Annotated in this window: 19 protein-coding genes; 2 read left to right on the top strand and 17 right to left on the bottom strand. The window is 70.4% G+C overall.

What is annotated here, in order from left to right; translation table 11 throughout:
• Nucleotides 1-58: 58 nt before the first annotated feature.
• Nucleotides 59-1,189, top strand: a complete 1,131-nt coding sequence (locus tag JX005_RS03620; RefSeq protein ID WP_214466008.1) for an AAA family ATPase — start codon at nt 59-61, stop codon at nt 1,187-1,189.
• Nucleotides 1,190-1,225: 36 nt separating this feature from the next.
• On the opposite strand, the gene pheT is transcribed toward JX005_RS03620, so the two are convergent.
• The 10 genes from pheT to infC form a co-directional block, all read right to left on the bottom strand.
• Nucleotides 1,226-3,754 (bottom strand): phenylalanine--tRNA ligase subunit beta, encoded by a 2,529-nt coding sequence (pheT, locus tag JX005_RS03615; RefSeq protein ID WP_214466007.1) that lies wholly within the window; start codon nt 3,752-3,754, stop codon nt 1,226-1,228.
• Nucleotides 3,754-4,794, bottom strand: coding sequence for a phenylalanine--tRNA ligase subunit alpha (gene pheS, locus JX005_RS03610; RefSeq protein ID WP_214466006.1), 1,041 nt, complete (start codon nt 4,792-4,794; stop codon nt 3,754-3,756). Before pheS ends, pheT begins: the two co-directional genes overlap by 1 nt.
• 51 nt (nt 4,795-4,845) lie before the next feature.
• Nucleotides 4,846-5,751 carry an amino acid ABC transporter permease gene (locus JX005_RS03605; RefSeq protein WP_214466005.1) on the bottom strand — a complete coding sequence of 302 codons (906 nt, stop codon included), beginning with the start codon at nt 5,749-5,751 and terminating at the stop codon, nt 4,846-4,848.
• Nucleotides 5,748-6,404: an amino acid ABC transporter permease gene (locus tag JX005_RS03600; protein ID WP_214466084.1), complete on the bottom strand. Its 657-nt coding sequence runs from the start codon at nt 6,402-6,404 to the stop codon at nt 5,748-5,750. Before JX005_RS03600 ends, JX005_RS03605 begins: the two co-directional genes overlap by 4 nt.
• Nucleotides 6,405-6,472: 68 nt before the next feature.
• Nucleotides 6,473-7,384, bottom strand: coding sequence for a glutamate ABC transporter substrate-binding protein (locus JX005_RS03595; protein ID WP_214466004.1), 912 nt, complete (start codon nt 7,382-7,384; stop codon nt 6,473-6,475).
• Nucleotides 7,385-7,507: 123 nt separating this feature from the next.
• Entirely contained in the window at nt 7,508-8,299 is a 792-nt protein-coding gene (locus tag JX005_RS03590; RefSeq protein ID WP_372447314.1) for an amino acid ABC transporter ATP-binding protein, read from the bottom strand.
• Nucleotides 8,300-8,385: 86 nt separating this feature from the next.
• A complete protein-coding gene (locus JX005_RS03585; protein WP_214466003.1) occupies nt 8,386-9,186 on the bottom strand; it encodes a TrmH family RNA methyltransferase in 801 nt (266 codons plus the stop codon).
• A gap of 222 nt (nt 9,187-9,408) precedes the next feature.
• A complete protein-coding gene (gene rplT / locus JX005_RS03580) occupies nt 9,409-9,792 on the bottom strand; it encodes a 50S ribosomal protein L20 (protein ID WP_214466002.1) in 384 nt (127 codons plus the stop codon).
• Nucleotides 9,793-9,821: 29 nt separating this feature from the next.
• Nucleotides 9,822-10,016, bottom strand: a complete 195-nt coding sequence (rpmI, locus tag JX005_RS03575; protein WP_191718014.1) for a 50S ribosomal protein L35 — start codon at nt 10,014-10,016, stop codon at nt 9,822-9,824.
• A 69-nt stretch (nt 10,017-10,085) separates the two neighbouring features.
• Nucleotides 10,086-10,793: a translation initiation factor IF-3 gene (infC, locus tag JX005_RS03570; protein WP_214466001.1), complete on the bottom strand. Its 708-nt coding sequence runs from the start codon at nt 10,791-10,793 to the stop codon at nt 10,086-10,088.
• 192 nt (nt 10,794-10,985) lie between these two features.
• On the opposite strand from infC, the gene JX005_RS03565 reads away from it, so the two are divergent.
• Nucleotides 10,986-11,372, top strand: a complete 387-nt coding sequence (locus JX005_RS03565; RefSeq protein WP_214466000.1) for a DUF1844 domain-containing protein — start codon at nt 10,986-10,988, stop codon at nt 11,370-11,372.
• A gap of 13 nt (nt 11,373-11,385) precedes the next feature.
• On the opposite strand, the gene JX005_RS03560 is transcribed toward JX005_RS03565, so the two are convergent.
• From JX005_RS03560 to JX005_RS03530, 7 genes are all read right to left on the bottom strand, one after another.
• The gene (locus JX005_RS03560) at nt 11,386-12,780 is read right to left on the bottom strand and encodes a pyridoxal phosphate-dependent decarboxylase family protein (protein ID WP_214465999.1); all 1,395 of its coding nucleotides are present in this window, start codon (nt 12,778-12,780) and stop codon (nt 11,386-11,388) included.
• Between the two features lie 102 nt (nt 12,781-12,882).
• Complete coding sequence (locus JX005_RS03555; protein ID WP_214465998.1) at nt 12,883-13,662, bottom strand: SseB family protein; 780 nt, start codon at nt 13,660-13,662, stop codon at nt 12,883-12,885.
• Entirely contained in the window at nt 13,646-14,392 is a 747-nt protein-coding gene (priA, locus tag JX005_RS03550) for a bifunctional 1-(5-phosphoribosyl)-5-((5-phosphoribosylamino)methylideneamino)imidazole-4-carboxamide isomerase/phosphoribosylanthranilate isomerase PriA (RefSeq protein ID WP_214465997.1), read from the bottom strand. Before priA ends, JX005_RS03555 begins: the two co-directional genes overlap by 17 nt.
• A 55-nt stretch (nt 14,393-14,447) precedes the next feature.
• Nucleotides 14,448-15,098 carry an imidazole glycerol phosphate synthase subunit HisH gene (gene hisH, locus JX005_RS03545; protein ID WP_214465996.1) on the bottom strand — a complete coding sequence of 217 codons (651 nt, stop codon included), beginning with the start codon at nt 15,096-15,098 and terminating at the stop codon, nt 14,448-14,450.
• On the bottom strand, nt 15,095-15,703 hold the full coding sequence (gene hisB / locus JX005_RS03540; protein WP_214465995.1) for an imidazoleglycerol-phosphate dehydratase HisB: 609 nt from the start codon (nt 15,701-15,703) through the stop codon (nt 15,095-15,097). The genes hisH and hisB overlap by 4 nt, the downstream gene beginning before the upstream one ends.
• Nucleotides 15,700-16,785: a histidinol-phosphate transaminase gene (locus JX005_RS03535; RefSeq protein ID WP_372447313.1), complete on the bottom strand. Its 1,086-nt coding sequence runs from the start codon at nt 16,783-16,785 to the stop codon at nt 15,700-15,702. The genes hisB and JX005_RS03535 overlap by 4 nt, the downstream gene beginning before the upstream one ends.
• A gap of 68 nt (nt 16,786-16,853) precedes the next feature.
• Entirely contained in the window at nt 16,854-17,240 is a 387-nt protein-coding gene (locus JX005_RS03530; RefSeq protein ID WP_214465993.1) for a LysM peptidoglycan-binding domain-containing protein, read from the bottom strand.
• Nucleotides 17,241-17,485: the final 245 nt, after the last annotated feature.

The raw sequence follows: 17,485 nt of genomic DNA, 5'->3' as shown, positions 1-17,485 counted from the left end.
TCCTGCTCCGCCGTGAGCGGCGCCGGCCGGCGTCGGGGGCGCCTGCCAGGATGGCGGGATGCTCACCACCGTCGCCGTCTCGGGCTACCGATCGCTTCGCGACGTCGTGCTGCCGCTCGCCGCGCTGACGGTCATCACCGGGGCCAACGGCTCGGGCAAGTCCAATCTCTATCGGGCGCTGCGTCTGCTCGCCGCGACGGCGACCGGATCCCTGGTGGCCTCCGTTGCCCGCGAAGGCGGACTGCCGTCGCTGCTGTGGGCCGGTCCCGAGCACGGCGGCACCCAGGGCACGGTGCGCACGGGGCCGATCGCGGTCCGGCTGGGGTTCGCCTCGGACGAGCTCGGCTACCTCGTCGATCTCGGCATCCCGCAGGTCGATCAGCGCAGTCTTTTCGCCCGCGACCCCGAGCTCAAGCGCGAGCAGGTCTTCGCCGGGCCGATCGCGAAGCCGGCCACGCTGCTCATCGATCGCCTTCGCACGTCGACGCGCGTGCGCGACGGCGCGTGGACCACGCTGCGCCAGCAGCTCGCGCCGTTCGAGAGCATCGTCACCGACCTCGCCGACGGCGATACGGCACCCGAGCTGCTCTCTCTGCGGCGAACTCTCGGTGGCTGGAGGTTCTACGACCACTTCCGCGTCGACGTCGACGCCCCGGCACGCCAGCCGCAGGTCGGCACTCGCTCCCCGACCCTGGCGCACGGCGGCGAGAACCTCGCGGCCGTGTGGGCGACGATCCACGACGCCGGGCACGGGCGTGCCCTGGAAGCCGCGGTCGCGCGGGCGTTCCCGGGCGCGCGGGTTGGCGTCGAGGCGACCGACGGGCGGTTCCGACTCGTCATGCGCCAGCCCGGTCTGCTGCGGCCGCTCGAGGCCGGCGAGCTGTCCGACGGCACGCTGCGCTACCTGCTGCTGTGCGCCGCGCTGCTGCCGGCCAGACCCGCGCCGCTCATCGTGCTGAACGAGCCCGAGGCGAGCCTCCACCCCGATCTGCTCGAGCCGCTCGCCGAGCTCGTGGCCGAGGCATCCGCTCGCTCGCAGGTGCTCGTGGTGACGCACGCCGAACGGCTGTCGGCGCCGTTGGAGCGCGCCGGGGCGCTGACGCACCGCCTCGAGGCCCACCCCGACGGCACGCGCATCGCCGGGCAGGGCCTCCTCGACCGCCCCGCCTGGAACTGGGGCAACCGCTGACGCCGGCCCGCTGACGCCGGCCCGCCGGAGCCCGCGCTACTCGCGCAGGGTCGCGCCGAACCGCTCGGCCGCCGCCGCCACGCCCGCCATCTTCGCCTCGGTCGCCTCGGCGGCCGTCAGCGTGCGGTCGGGCGCGCGGAACCGCAGCGCGAACGTGAGGCTCTTCGCGGCCTCGGCCACGCCCGGCCCGCGGTAGTCGTCGACGAGTCGCAGCGACTCGAGCAGCTCGCCCGCACCCTCGGCGAGCGTCGCGCGCACCTCCGCTGCCGGCACCTCTGCGCCGACGACGAGCGAGACGTCCTGCGTGGCCGCCGGGTATCCCGACAGCGACGCGGCGACGACCTTCTCGCCCGCGAGCGAGAGCACGAGGTCGAGATCCAGCTCGGCCACGATCACGCGACCGGGCAGATCGGATGCCTCGGCCACGGCCGGCAGCAGCTCGCCGACGTAGCCGACCTCGGTGCCCGAGACCGACAGCACGCCGGTGCGACCCGGGTGCAGGGCTGCCCGCTGCCCCTGCGCGACGTCGATCACGACGCCCGCAGCGGCGGCGATGGTGCGGACCGCGTCGACCGCGTGGGCCAGCTCGGCAGTGACAGGCGCTACGCCCGGCTGCTTGGCGACGGCGCTCCCGGCCAAGAGCACGGCCACGTGGCGGTGCTGCGGCGGGATCGAGGCGTCGAGCTCGGCCAGGGTCGCGGCATCCGGTCGCACGGCCAGCGGCGGCACGTGCGCGGTGCCGTAGGCGACCCCGGGCTGAGGGAGGAAGACGACGCCCGTCTCGAACAGCGCGAGGTCGGTGAGACCACGCGCGACGTTGCGGTGCGCGACCTGCAGCAGGCCCGGCACGAGCGAACGGCGGAGGAACGGCGACTGCCCGTCGAGCGGGTTCGCCAGCTTGACGCTGGGGAGCTTCTCGCCCGACGCCGATCCGTGGAGGTCGTTGAGCTCATCGGTCGTGAAGCCGAAGGACGGCGTCTCGACGAGGCCGGCCGCGGCGAGCGCATTGGCGACCCGCCGGCGTCCCTGCTGAGCCGGGGTCAGCCCGCGGCCCGAGGGAGGCGTGGGGAGCACCGACGGGATGCGGTGGTAGCCCTCGATGCGGGCGACCTCCTCGGCGAGGGTCCACTTGTCGGTGAGGTCAGGACGCCACGACGGCGGGAAGACCACGAAGTCGCCCTCCCGCTCGTGCACGGAGCAGCCGATCAGCTCGAGCGAGCCGACCACCTCGTCACGGGTGTAGTCGACGCCGATGAGCCCCTCGACGAAGCCGAAGGGCAGCTCGATGCCCGGGAACTCGTACTCGGTCATCAGCGCACCGCCTTCGCGCGCGTCGGTGCCGCCGGCGTACTCGACCATGAGCTCGACGGCGCGCTGGGCGGCGACGAAGGGGATCAGCGGGTCGACCCCGCGCTCGAAGCGACGGGAAGCCTCCGACGGCAGCTTGTGCCGGCGCGCCGTGCGCGCGATCGACACGGTGTCGAACGTGGCCGCCTCGATGAGCACGTTGCGGGTGGCGCCCGACATCTCGGTCGCGCCACCGCCCATCACGCCGGCCAGGCCGATGGGGCCGGATTCGTCGGTGATGAGGAGGTCCTCGGGGTTGAGGTCTCGGACCTTGCCGTCGAGGGTCTGGAGCTTCTCGCCGGGCATCGCGCGGCGGACGGTGATGCCGCCTTGCAGCTTGTCGAGGTCGTACCCGTGCAGCGGCTGGCCGAGCTCGACCATGACGTAGTTGGTGATGTCGATCAGGATCCCGAGCGAGCGGATGCCGGCGAGCGAGAGCCGCGCCACCATCCAGGCCGGCGTCGGCTTGGTCGGGTCGACGTCGCGGACGATGCGGGTCACGAACTCGCTCGCACCGACGCGCCCGCGGATGGGCGCCTCGTCGGCGACGACCGAGGTGAAGGCATCCGTCGCATGTCCGACCTCGCCCCACGGGCGGTCGCCCGGATCGCGGAACGCCGCGCCGGTCGCGTGCGAGTACTCGCGGGCGACCCCGCGCACCGACAGCGCGTAGCCGCGGTCGGGCGTGACGTTGATGTCGACGGCGACGTCGTCGAGACCGAGCAGCTCGATCGCGTCGGTGCCGACGGGTGCGTCGATGCCGAGCTCGACGAGCCGGAGGATGCCGCTGTGCTCGTCGCCGAGGCCCAGTTCCTTCGCGGAGGCGATCATGCCGTCCGACACGTGGCCGTAGGTCTTGCGCGCCGCGATCGGGAACGGGCCGGGCAGGACCGCGCCGGGAAGGGTCACCACGACCTTGTCGCCGGCGAAGAAGTTGCGGGCGCCGCACACGATCCCGTGGACGGCGTCGCCGCCGTCGGCTGCGGTCTCGCCGTCGGGCGCGACGCGCACCTGGCACCAGCGGATGGTCTTGCCGTTGGACTGCGGCTCCTCGACGAACTCGAGCACCTCGCCCACGACGATCGGACCCTGCAGCTCGAACCGGTGCACGTCCTCCTCTTCGAAGCCGACGCGCACGAGCGCCTCGAGGACATCTTCGGGGGTCGCGTCCGCGGGGACCTCGACGTACTCACGCAACCACGAAAGCGGGACGCGCATCAGACCACCATTCCGAACTGCTCACTGAAGCGGACATCGCCCTCGGCCATGTCGCGCATGTCCTGCACGTCGCTGCGGAACATGAGCGTGCGCTCGATCCCCATGCCGAAGGCGAAGCCGGAGTACTCCTCCGGGTCGATCCCCGCCGCGCGCAGCACGTTGGGGTTGATCATGCCGCAGCCGCCCCACTCGATCCATCGGGCGCCGCCCTTGAAGGTCGGGTGCCACAGGTCGAGCTCGGCGGACGGCTCGGTGAAGGGGAAGAAGTTCGCGCGGAACCGCGTCTTCGCCTCGGCGCCGAAGAGCACCTTGGCGGCGTGGTCGAGCGTGCCCTTGAGGTGCGCCATCGTGATGCCCTTGTCGACGACGATGCCCTCGAACTGGGTGAAGACGGGAAGATGCGTGGCGTCGAACTCGTCGGTGCGGTACACCCGGCCCGGGCACAGCAGGTACAGCGGAAGGTCGCGCTCGAGCATCGACCGCACCTGGACCGGGCTCGTGTGCGTGCGCATGACGAGGTGCCGCTCGACCGGGTCGACGAAGAAGGTGTCCTGCATCTGGCGCGCGGGGTGGTCCTCATCGAAGTTCAGCGCGTCGAAGTTGAACCACTCGTGCTCGAGCTCGGGGCCTTCGGCGATCTCCCAGCCCATGCCGACGAAGATGTCGGAGATCTGCTCCTGCAGGAGGGAGATCGGATGCCGCGCCCCCACCCGCGCGCGCTGCGCCAGCGCGGTGATGTCCACGCGCTCGGCCTCGAGCCGGGCGGCCGTCTCGGCCTCGGCCAGCTCCTCCTCGCGTGTGGCGAAGGCCTGGTTCACGCGGCCGCGCGCCTGGCCGACGAGCTTGCCGAACTCGGCCTTCCTGTCGTTCGGCACGTTGCGCAGCTGCGCGTTGAGCCGTGCGAGCGGCGAGCCCTCGGCGGAGTGCACGGAGCGGGCGGCCTTCAGGGCGGCCGTGTCAGCGGCCGCGGCGATGGCGTCGAGCGCCGCCTGCACGGCGGACTCCACCGCCTCGGGCGTGATCTCGTGAGCGTCAGACACGAGAACCGAGTCTACCGAGAGCGGATGCCTCGCCCTGCCGCTCCCCTCGGCTCAGTCGCCGCCGGCTCGTCCGCCTCCGCGCTGGGTGATGATGAGCTCGGTGTCGGTGATCTCCTGGGTCGGCTGCTCCGCCTGGGCGATGTTCACGCCCGCGGACGACCGGCGCAGCCGCTTCTCTACGGTGTTCGCGACGAACGAGAGGATGAGGCACAGACCGATGTAGATCGCGCCGACGATCATCGTCGCCGGGATGATCGGCGAGCCGAGCTCTGACTGAGAGCCGATGAAGCGCGCGTAGAACAGCAGCTCGGGGTAGGTGATGATGAAGCCGAGCGCGGTGTCCTTCAGCGTCACGACCAGCTGGGCGATGATGACGGGCATCATCGCCCGGATCGCCTGTGGCAGGAGCACGAGCTGCATGACGCCGGCCTTGCGGAGGCCGATGGCATAGCCCGCTTCCTGCTGGCCTCGCGGGAGCGACTCCACGCCCGCACGGATGACTTCGGCGAGCACCGAGCCGTTGTAGGCGATGAGCGCGATCACGACGGCCCAGTACGGCGGCATCCGAACGCCGATGACGGGGAGCCCGTAGTACAGCAGGAACATGAAGACGAGGACGGGCACGGCGCGCAGGAACTCGACGACGGCGCCGACGGGAACGCGGATCCAGGCGTGGTCGGACATCCGGCCGATCGCGAGCGTGAAGCCGAGGATCAGCGCACCGACCGCCGCGACGGCGAACGCGGCGAGGGTGCGCAGCGTCGCGAGGCCGATCTGCATCCACACGTTCGTGTAGGTGAAGGCCTGCCACTTCTCGGCGGAGAACTGGCCGGTCGCGAACAGGCGCCAGAGGAAGAAGCCCAGGATCGCGGCGACCACGACGACCGTGATGACACCCAGGATGCGGTTGCGGGCGATCGCGCGGGGACCGGGGACGTCGTACAGGACCGAAGTCATCGGGCGACCCTCCACTTGTTCTCGAGCGCTCGCTGGGCCCAGGAGAGCAGCAGGACGAGCACGACGAAGATGATCATGACCCAGATGATCACGAGCATCTGGTTGGCGCCGCGCTCGCTCAGATAGTTCCGTGCGGCACCGAGGTTCACCACGCCGAAGCCGGCTGCGACGGTGGTGTTCTTGAGGAGGGCGATGAAGACGCTCATCATCGGCGGGATCACCGACCGGAACGCCTGCGGCATGACGACGAGGGTCATCACCTGACCGAACGTGAGTCCGACCGCGCGTGCCGCCTCGGCCTGCCCGACGGGGACGGTGTTGATGCCGGAGCGGATGGTCTCGGCGACGTACGTCGCCGTGTAGATGCCGAGCGCGCACACCGCCAGGGTGAGGGACACATCAGCGGTGAGGCGGAGTCCGAGCAGTGGCGGCAGGGCGAACGCGAACGCGAAGAACACCAGTGTGAGCGGCGTATTGCGGATCGTGTTCACGTAGAGCGACCCCATGCTCCTCGCCACCGGGATCGGCGAGACGCGCATCGCGCCGACGATGATCCCGAGGATGAGAGCCAGGAGTCCGCCCCCGAAGAACAGGATCAGCGTCCCGATCAGACCCTCGGCCCAGACATCCCAGTTGTCGGTGATGACGTTCAGCGGCCCGCTCCTCTCGTATCAGTTCGCGAGGTGGTGGCGACGCCGTGAGGCGCCGCCACCACCGGGTGTCACGAAGTCGCGTCGACCTCGGGCTGCGTGCCCGTGATGCCCGCGGGTGCGAGGTGCTCCTCGAAGAGCGCGGTCCACACGTCGCCGCCGTCGGTCAGCAGCGTGTTGATGTGCTCCACCATGACGGTGTCGCCCTTGGCCACGCCGATGCCGTAGCGCTCTTCGCTGAAGGGCTCACCGGCGATCTTCAGCTCATCGGGACGCTGCGCGACGTAGCCGGCGAGGATCGCCTCGTCGGTCGTGATGGCGTCGACCGAGCCGGCGAGCAGCTGCTCGACGCACTGCGAGTACGTGTCGTACTCGACGGTGTCGCCGGGGTTGAACTCGTCACGGATGCGCTGAAGCGGCGTGGACCCCGTCACCGAGCAGACGATCTTGCCCTCGAGGTCGTCCGGGCCGTTGATGTCCTCGTTGTCGGCTGCGACGAGCAGGCCCTGACCCGTGAGGAAGTACGGACCGGCGAAGTCGATCAGCTCCTTGCGGGTGTCGGTGATCGAGTAGGTGCCGACGTAGTAGTCGATGTCGCCGTTCACGAGCGCCTGCTCGCGGTTGGCCGACGGAATGGTGACGTACTCGATCTGGTCCTCGTCGAATCCGAGGGATGCCGCGACCCAGCGCGCGATGTCGACGTCGAAGCCGGTGCGCTCACCGGTGGTGGCGTCCTCGTAGCCGAGGCCGGGCTGGTCGTTCTTGACGCCGACGACGACGCCGCCGCGCTCGGACATCGCGTCGAATGTCGGGCTGCCTTCGAGGCTGACGTCCGTCGCGACCTCCCACAGAGCGGTGGTCTCTTCACCGCCGTCTCCGGGCTCGCTCGGATCCGCTCCCGGCGTGCCGCTGTTGCAGGCGGTGAGGGCGAGCAGGGCGATGGCCGAGATGCCGATGCCCGTCATGATCCGTGTCTTACGCATGTTTCCTCCTGGTTGCTGTGTGCGTACTGGTTCCGTATGTCCGACGTTTCGGGTCCGTGCGGAGTCTTCGTGCGCTGGTGGTGCTTCGGTTCCCTCCCTGAGGTGACGCGACCTCTCCCCGGATCAATGGGTCAGGAGCTTCGAGAGGAAGTCCTTGGCGCGGTCACTCTTCGGGTTCGTGAAGAACTCCTCCGGCGTCGCCTCCTCGACGATCTGGCCGTCGGCCATGAACACGACGCGGTCGGCCGCCTTGCGGGCGAAGCCCATCTCGTGCGTCACGACGATCATCGTCATGCCGTCCTGCGCGAGCCCCACCATGACGTCGAGGACCTCGTTGATCATCTCGGGGTCGAGAGCGCTCGTAGGCTCGTCGAAGAGCATGACCTTCGGCTGCATCGCGAGCGCACGGGCGATGGCGACGCGCTGCTGCTGACCGCCCGACAGCTGTGCGGGCAGCTTCGCCGACTGCTGGCCCACGCCGACGCGGTCGAGGAGCTGCCTGCCGAGCTTCTCGGCCTCCGCCTTCTTCATGCCCTTGACCTTGATCGGTCCGAGCGTGACGTTGTCGAGGATCGTCAGATGGGCGAACAGGTTGAAGGACTGGAACACCATGCCGACGTCGGCGCGCAGCGCGGCGAGCTCCTTCCCCTCTTTGGGGAGCTCCTTGCCGTCGATGGCGATCGTGCCGCTCGTGATCGTCTCGAGCCGGTTGATCGTGCGGCACAGGGTCGACTTGCCGGATCCTGACGGACCGATGACCACGACGACCTCGCCGCGGTTGACGGTCAGATCGATGTCCTTCAGCGCCTGGAACTCGCCGTAGTGCTTCTGGACATCGGTGATCTCGACCAAAGGGTCGCCGCGCCGGACGTTGATGTTCGACGTCTTCGGCGCACTCTCATCGGCGGTCGTCATAGCGCCACCCTAGAACCGGCGAGGACCCATCTGCCACCAGCGCGCCGCGTCTTTACCGTGTTGTAACAGCGCCGGACGATGGCGGGTCACCCGGCGGCGCGCTGCGCGAACGCCGTCTCGTAGAGGCACACGCTGGCGGCGGTGGCGAGATTCAGCGATTCCGCCGCACCGAAGATCGGCAGGCGCAGCGAGATGTCGGCGAGCGCGAGTGCGGTCTCGTCCAGGCCGCGAGCCTCATTGCCGAACAACCACGCGGTCGGCTCGGAGAGCAGCTCCCGCGATGCCAGGAAGTCGCCCCCGCCGACATCGGCGGCGATCACGCGGACGCCCGCGGCATGCGCGTGCTCCACCGCGGTGGCGAGATCGACGCCGACCGCGACCGGCAGATGGAACAGCGACCCGGTCGTGGCGCGCACGACCTTGGGGTTGTACGGGTCGACGGTGCGGCCGGTGAGCACGACGGCATCAGCGCCGGCGGCATCCGCCGCCCGGATGATCGTGCCGAGGTTGCCGGGGTCGCGCACCTCCTCGCAGATCGCGACGAGGCGCGGCGAGCCGGCGAAGACGTCGCGCACCGACGTGGGCGACTGACGGGCGACGGCCACGATCCCCTGCGGGGTCACCGTGTCGGCCATCGCATCGAGCACGTTCTCGGTGGTGAACACGACCTCGATGCCCGCTTCGCCTGCGGCGTCGCGCACGTCGGTGTGCCGCTCCATCGCCGTCGGCGTCGCGAAGATCTCGACCAGCGTGTCGGGCCGGTATGCCAGCGCCTCGCGGGCCGCCTGAGGACCCTCCAGCAGGAACAGTCCGGTCTCCTGGCGCGCGCTGCGCTTCGTCAGCTTCGCGACGGCGCGGACGCGCGGAGAGCGAGGGTTCTCGAGCACGGGATCAGTCTATGGTCGCGGCATCCGCTCGCCCTTCTCCCACCCCCACACATCGCGATACCGCATCCGTGCACCGAGACAGCGTCCCGTGCCCGCAGTCTCGGTGCACCGATGCCGTTTCGCGCGAACGGGTGGGGCCGGGGAGCGACGGCGGGCGAGGGGACGCGAAAGGGGCGCCCTCCGTGAGGAGGACGCCCCTTTCGTGAAACCGGATGCCGAGGGTCAGGCGCTCTTCGGAGCGTTGACGTTCTCGGGCAGCGCCTTCTTGGCCGTCTCGACGAGCGAGGCGAACACGGCGGGCTCGTTCACCGCGAGCTCGGCGAGCATGCGGCGGTCGACCTGCACGCCCGCGAGGCCGAGGCCCTGGATGAAGCGGTTGTACGTGATGCCGTTCTGGCGGCTCGCAGCGTTGATGCGCTGGATCCACAGACGACGGAAGTCGCCCTTGCGCTTGCGACGGTCGCGGTACGCGTAGACGAGCGAGTGGGTGACCTGCTCCTTCGCCTTGCGGTACAGGCGCGAACGCTGTCCGCGGTAACCGGAGGCGCGCTCGAGGATGACGCGACGCTTCTTGTGGGCGTTGACTGCCCGCTTGACTCTAGCCATTTCTTCTGTTTCCTATCGTGCGTCGGCGCTCAGAGGCCGAGGAGCTTCTTTGCGACCTTGGCGTCGCCCGGGGCCAGGACCTGCTCCTGGTTGAGGCGGCGCGTGCGGCGCGACGACTTGCCCTCGAGGTTGTGGCGCATGTTGGCCTGCTGCTTCATCAGCTTGCCGCTACCGGTGACCTTGAAGCGCTTCTTGGCACCCGAGTGGGTCTTCTGCTTCGGCATCTCTTCTTCCTTCGTTTCCATCCCGCGCAGCGGGAGTCGGTGTCCCGCGGTGCGGGAGTCTGTGGGGTCCTATTCGGCGGGGGCCGGCTCGGACGGAGCCTCGGTCTCGCCGTCGGCGCCGGGAGCGCCGCCGCGGGCGGACCGCGCGGCTTCCTTGTTGGCAGCGCGCTGGGCGTTCTGCTCGGTCTTGACCTCGGACTTGTTCTTGTGCGGGGCGACGACCATGACCATGTTGCGACCGTCGATGGTGGGGTTCGACTCCACCGTGCCGAACTCGGCGACGTCCTCGGCGAACTTGCGGAGGAGGCGCACACCCTGCTCGGGACGCGACTGCTCGCGGCCTCGGAACAGGATCATGGCCTTCACCTTGTCGCCCGCCTGGAGGAAGCCCTCGGCGCGCTTGAGCTTGGTCGTGTAGTCGTGGGCCTCGATCTTCAGACGGAACCGGACCTCTTTGAGGACGGTGTTGGCCTGATTGCGACGCGCTTCCTTGGCCTTCTGCGCAGCCTCGTACTTGAACTTGCCGTAGTCCATGATCTTGACCACGGGGGGCTTCGAGTTCGGGGCCACCTCGACGAGATCGAGGTCGGCCTCTTGGGCCAGGCGCAGCGCCACCTCGATGCGGACGACGCCGACCTGTTCACCCGCGGGTCCGACGAGGCGGACCTCGGGGACGCGGATGCGGTCGTTGGTGCGGGGATCGCTGATGCGGAGCTCCTTCGTGCGGGTGATGGCCACCGCGACACGGGATGCATCGCGGGCGGAAGATGAACGCATTCCACCCGCACGACGCTCGAGCGCCGGCTTCTGCACCCTGTTCCCGCTTGAGCGGCTACCCCGGCCGCAGTGCGGTCGGGGCGGAGTGCGTGACCCGGTAGCCTGGAACGGCAAGCGCGGGTGGGATGTGATCCTCTTTCGTTCCGGTGCAGAACGCACCGGAGCCCGCACAAGTTTAGCAGAGAGAAGCGCGTGACCACGATTCCGGCCTCCGACGACGACCGCCACTCCCGCTGGGAGGAGCAGGAGCGCGCCGCTTCGGCCGCGACCCGCGACATCGCCGACGTGCCGGCGGTCGAGGTGATCACCACGGCGGCGGTGCACCTCATGAGCGCCGCGGCCGTCAAAGTCGGCCTCGCCGACGACCCCGCGACGCAGACCGACCTCGACGAGGCACGCAAGCTCATCAACGCCCTGGCAGGCCTGATCACCGCCGGTGCGCCGGAGATCAGCGACATGCACGCCCGCTCGCTCCGCGACGGCCTGCGCTCGCTTCAGCTCGCCTTCCGCGAGGCCTCGACGATCCCCGACCCGATCGGCAAGGGCCCCGGGGAGAAGTGGACCGGCCCGGTCACCTGACGCGCGTCGCCCCTCACCCGCTGATTTCGAGCTCGGCCGCGCCGCGCGCCACCGCGTCGACGGTGCGACGCACCGCTTCCGCGTCCGTGCCCCTATTGCTCACCGCGAAGCGGACGATGGTGCGGTCCTGCCACGTCGACGACGAGGCCCACACCGTCCCTTCCGCGCGCAGCCACTCCCCCAGCGCGGCGGTCGCCGCGTCGTCGCGCGCGGCGAGGCACACCTGCGTGAAGACGACGTCGTTGAGCACCTCGAGCCCGTCGATCGCACGGAATCCCTCGGCGAGGCCGGTCGCGGCATCCGCCAGTCCGTCCACCAGCTCCACGACGCCTCGACGGCCGAGCGAGCGCAGCGCCGCCCACACCGGCACCCCGCGGGCGCGGCGTGAGAGCTCGGGAACCCGGTCGTAAGGGTCGGACACGCTCGCGACGGCGGGCAGGTAGGCCGCGTGGGCGCCGAGGGATGCCGTCATCGCCGCCTCGTCGCGCACGATGGCGACTCCGCAGTCGTACGGCACGTTGAGCGTCTTGTGGGCATCCGTCGCCCACGAGTCGGCGTCGGCCAGCCCGGCCGTCAGGCGCGCGAATCTCGGACTGGCGGCTGCCCACAGTCCGAACGCCCCGTCGACATGGACCCACGCCCCGGCGTCGCGCGCGACGGCGATCGCCGCCGTGAAGTCGTCGAACGCGCCCGAGTGCACGTCCCCCGCCTGGAGGGCCACGACCGTCGGCACGTCGTCCTCGGCGAGGGCGCGACGCAGGCCGTCGACGTCGATGCGGCCCTGCGCGTCGGCGCCGACCGTGCGTGGCGCCCCCATGCCGGCGATGCGCCCACCCAGTACGACCGACGTGTGCACCGCGCCGCCCGCCAGAAATCGCACCCGGGGTGCGGTCTGCACATCCGAGACCGGATCGAACCCGCGTGCTCGGAGCAGCGCGTCGCGGCCGGTCACCAAACACGACAGGTTGGCGCTCGTCGCGCCGGTGGCGAACCCCACGCCGCTGCCGCTCGGCAACCCGAGCAGGTCGAGCAGCCAGTCCGCCGCGACCTCCTCGACCGCCGCGGTGGCGGGCGTCGGCTGACGCGAGCCGGTGTTCTGGTCCCACGCCGAGACGAGCCAGTCCGCCGCGAGCGCGGCCGGGTACGCCCCGCCGATCACGAATCCGTAGAAGCGAGGCGATCCCATGGCCATGAGACCCGGAGCGGATGCCTCGACCAGCTCCTCGACCACCGAGACGGGATCCATCCCGTCGTCGGGCAGGTCCCTCCGCAACGAGGCGAGCACGCCGTCGACGTCGGCATCCGGCCGTACCGGGCGCTCCGCCACCGTGTCCAGCCAGCTCAGCGCGTGCCGCTGCGCCGCCTCGAGCGCCGCGCGGTACTCGTTCGTCGAACCGTCGTCATCCATGTCAGCCTCCGCGGAGCCGATCCTCGCGCCGCACGGCGGGCGCCGCAAGACCGGATCTCCTCCGACGCACAGGAGTGCCGCAGTCGGCCGCCCGATACGTCGTCAGGCGCGGACGAGCTTGACCGCGAGCGAGTCCACGAGGACGGCGATGCGGTCGTCGGCGGCCCACCGGGAGGCGAGTCGCGACAGCACGGCGTCGAGCTCGGACTGCTCGAGGCCGTGGATCAGCTCGAGGCGCACCACCAGCTCCGCCCCGCGCAGGCGCGCATCGGGGTCGCCCGGCTCCACCGACAGATCGAGGATGGCCAGCTCACCGCCGATGCTCTGCTGCAGCCCCGAAAAGACCTCCGGAGAGGCGAAGCTCGGCTCCCACGGCAATGCCTGCGCGATGGCCCACACCGCGGGTCGCCGGATCACGAACTCGGTCGGCGAGCCGGGGTCGATCACGATGAGGTCGGTGTCGTCGGCGGATGCCGCGGCCGCGGTCCTCGGACCGTCGGCGGGGACCGGGCGGGCCGAGGCATCCCACCGTCCCATCGTCTCGACCGATGTGAAGACCGGCAGCACCCGGCGGCCGTCGGGCGCGGCGACGGTGACGATGGAGAGCTCCTGCGTCTTGTCGACCGCGAGGCCGTGGGCGCCGATGCCCTCGTCGCCCTTCTCGGCCAGCAGCGGTATCAGCAGGCGCGCCGACCGGTACGCGTCGACGACCGCGGGCTGGCTGCCCGTGCCGTCGCGGAAGGCGAGCAGCGCAGCGAGGAGCGCCGGGTCGGCCGAGCCGTCGTCGGCGGAGTGGGGATTGGCGTGAAAGCTGCGCCCCTCCCACGGCACGCCGGCGGAGTCGGCGTGGTGGGCGTCGTGCGGGTCAGTGTCCGGCGACATCCAGCGCCTCGGCCAGCGTGAACGCGCCGGCGTACAGGGCCTTGCCGATGATGGATCCCTCGACGCCCAGCGGCACCAGCTCGCGCAGTGCCGCGATGTCGTCGAGGCTCGAGACGCCGCCCGACGCGACGATCGGCTTCGGCGTGCGCGTGGTCATCTCGCGCAGGAGGTCGACGTTGGGGCCCTGCAGCGTGCCGTCCTTCGTCACGTCGGTGACGACGTAGCGGCTGCAGCCGGCGGCCTCGAGGCGGTCGAGGACGGTCCACAGGTCGCCGCCCTCGCGCGTCCAGCCGCGGGCGGCGAGCGTCGTGCCCCGCACATCGAGCCCGACCGCGATGACGTCGCCGTAGCGGCCGATGACGTCGGCGGCCCACTCGGGGTTCTCCAGAGCAGCGGTGCCGAGGTTGATGCGCGCCGCGCCGCTCTCGAGCGCGGCCTCCAGCGTGCGGTCGTCGCGGATGCCGCCGGAGAGCTCGACCTGCACGCCCTTGACCTGCCGGATCACCTTGCGCATGATGCCGGCGTTGCTGCCGCGGCCGAATGCGGCGTCGAGGTCGACGAGGTGGATCCACTGGGCGCCCTGCCGGGCGAAGTCCAGCGCCGCGTCGACCGGGTCGCCGTAATTGGTCTCGGTACCCGCCTCCCCCTGGGTGAGGCGCACGGCCTTGCCGTCTGCGACGTCGACGGCGGGAAGCAGGATCAGCTCGGGCATAGAGGCGAAATCGTTCATGGCTCCTCGTGCGGGAAGGTCTCGGAAGGAGTTCGCTCCCGCAGACGGCACGGTTTCAGAGGGTAGCCCCGCCGAGCCCGTCGATCCAATTCGCGAGAAGCCGGATGCCGGCATCCCCCGACTTCTCGGGGTGGAACTGCGTCGCCGACAGCGGACCGTTCTCGACGGCGGCGAGGAAGGGGCGGCCGTAGGTGCACCACGTCAGAGTCGGCTCGGGGAACGGCGGCTGCACGTCGAGCAGCCACTTCTGCGCTCCGAAGGAGTGGACGAAGTAGAACCGCTCGTCCTCGATGCCGCGGAACAGGCGCGTGCCCTGACCGGCGTCGACGGTGTTCCAGCCCATGTGCGGGAGCACCGGCGCGTCGAGCTCCGTCACGGCGCCCGGCCACTCGCCGAGACCCTCGGTGTCGACGCCTCGCTCCACGCCGTGCTCGAAGAGAACCTGCATGCCGACGCAGATGCCGAGCACCGGCCGGCCGCCGGCCAGGCGGCGGCCGATGAGCTCGTCTCCGCGACTGGCCTTCAGCGCCTCCATGACCGCGTGATAGGCGCCGACGCCGGGGACCACCAGACCGTCGGCCTCGAGGATGAGGTCGCGGTCGGACGTGAGACGCGCGTCGGCGCCGGCAGCCGCCAGCGCCTTGACGGCCGAGTGGATGTTGCCCGATCCGTAGTCGAGGACCGCGACGAGAGGCTGCGAGCTCACAGAGCGCCCTTGGTGCTGGGGATGCCCTCGACGAGCGGGTCGACAGCCTTCGCCTGGCGGAAGGCGCGCGCGAAGGCCTTGTACTCCGCTTCGGCGATGTGGTGCGGATCGCGGCCCGAGATCACGCGCACGTGCACAGTGAGGGCGGCGTTGAACGCGATCGCCTCGAACGTGTGGCGCACGAGCGACCCGGTGAAGTGACCGCCGATGAGGTGGTGCTCGAACCCGGCGGGCTCACCGTCGTGCACGAGGTAGGGCCGACCGCTGATGTCGACGACCGCCTGGGCGAGCGCCTCGTCGAGCGGCACGAGCGCGTCGCCGTACCGGGAGATGCCCGACTTGTCGCCGAGCGCCTCGCGGATCGCCTGACCCAGCACGATCGAGATGTCTTCGACGGTGTGGTGCGCATCGATGTCGGTGTCGCCCGACGCGCGCACGGTGAGATCGGTGAGCGAGTGCTTCGCGAACGCCGTCAGCAGGTGGTCGAAGAACGGGACGGTCGTATCGATCCGGCTGCGGCCGGTGCCGTCGAGGTCGAGCTCGAGTTCGACGGTGGATTCGCTGGTCGAGCGTCGGAGGGACGCGGTACGCGGTGCGGCGCTCATGAGTTCGATTCTACCGAGGCCAGTGCTTCGAGGAACGCGGTGGTCTCGTCCTCGGTGCCCGCCGTGACGCGCAGGTGGTGCGGGATCCCGACGTCGCGGATCAGCACCCCGCGGTCGTAGAGCGCCTGCCAGGTGGCAGCCGGGTCGGCCACGTCGCCGAAGAGCACGAAGTTCGTCCACGACTCGTGCGGCGTGTAGCCGAGCGCCTCCACGGTCGCTCCGATGCGGTCGCGCTGGGCGACGATCTCGTCGACCATGCGCAGCATCGTGGGGGCGTGACGAAGAGCAGCGGATGCCGCGGCCTGCGTCAGCGCGCTCAGGTGGTACGGCAGCCGCACCAGCCGCAGGGCGTCGATCACCGCGGGGTCGGCGGCGAGATAGCCGACGCGCGCCCCGGCGAAGGCGAACGCCTTGCTCATCGTGCGCGAGACGACCAGCCGCTCCCTGCCCGGAAGGAGGGTCAGCGCCGATCGCTCGTCGCGCGGCGCGAACTCGAAGTACGCCTCGTCGACCACGACCACGCCGTCGGTCGCGTCGTAGACCGACTCGATGACGTCGAGACCGAGCGGGGTGCCGGTCGGGTTGTTCGGCGAGCAGAGGAACACGACGTCGGGCGAGGCATCCGCCACCTGCGCTGCCGCGTCAGCGGCATCGACGGCGTAATCGGGCGCGCGCGTGCCGGCGACCCACGTCGCTCCGGTGGCTCGCGTGAGCAGCGGATACATGGAGTACGTGGGAGCGAATCCGAACGTCGTGCGGCCCGGGCCGGCGAAAGCCTGCAGCACGTGCTGCAGCACCTCGTTCGAGCCGTTCGCCGCCCAGATCTGCTCGCGCGTCAGGCCGTGGCCGAGATAGTCGGCGAAGCCCTCACGGAGCGCCGTGAACTCACGATCGGGATAGCGGTTGACGTCGCGAAGCGCCAGCGCGATCGAGTCCATGATGTCGTCGGCCACGTCCTGCGGCACGGGATGGGTGTTCTCGTTGACGTTCAGCGCGACCGGCAACGGTGCCTGCGGAGCGCCGTACGGCGTCATTCCGCGGAGGTCGTCGCGCAGGGGAAGGTCTTCGAGGCGTGCACTCACCCCTCCCATGGTACGGGCGCGTCGCCGGGACCCGCCGTTGTGTGTCGACGCGCGACGCTGCGTGCGCCTCAGCGAGTCGAGTCGTACTCGGCCGGGATCGCCAGGCTCTGCCCGGCTTCGAGCGAGACCCCGTCGAGCGCATTGAGCCGCACGATCGCGTCGACGACGTCGCGCGGGTCGGCGGTCGGTGCGACCGACTCGGCGATGGACCACAGCGTGTCGCCGACGGAGACCGTGACGGTGGAGAAGGACTCGACGGGTGCCCCGGCGTCGCGGTTGGCGAGGGCGGTGCCGCCGGAGATCATCGCGACGCTGATCGCAATGATCGCGGGAACCGCGGCAAGCGTGGCGAGGACCCGACGACCGCGGACGGTGAGGCGCAGGCGGGTCGGACGCTGGGCGCCCGTGAACGGGCCGCTCGCGAAAGCCGGCGACGTGATGCCGATGGTGCTCATGGTGTGCTCCTCCTGCTGGGGGGAGATTCGCACCCGCCGCTCGGCCGGGAGCGGAGGATGCGAATCTCTGTACCGAAGTTATCTTCGACCGTTTATGATGTCAAGGGGCCGATCCGGCTTCGATTCCTCGAACGCGACACGCGGTCGCGGTGTTCCCTTCGAGCCTCGGATCCGGATACGGTTTCGATACGAGAACCCCACCACGGGCCTCCGACATTCGAAGACCGCTGCACTCCCGGAGCCCT

The organism is Microbacterium flavescens (genome assembly GCF_018588945.1).
In the GTDB taxonomy this organism is placed as follows: Bacteria; Actinomycetota; Actinomycetes; order Actinomycetales; family Microbacteriaceae; genus Microbacterium; species Microbacterium flavescens.
Note: the sequence above shows the minus strand (reverse complement) of the source record. Positions and strands in the feature narration are given on the sequence as shown.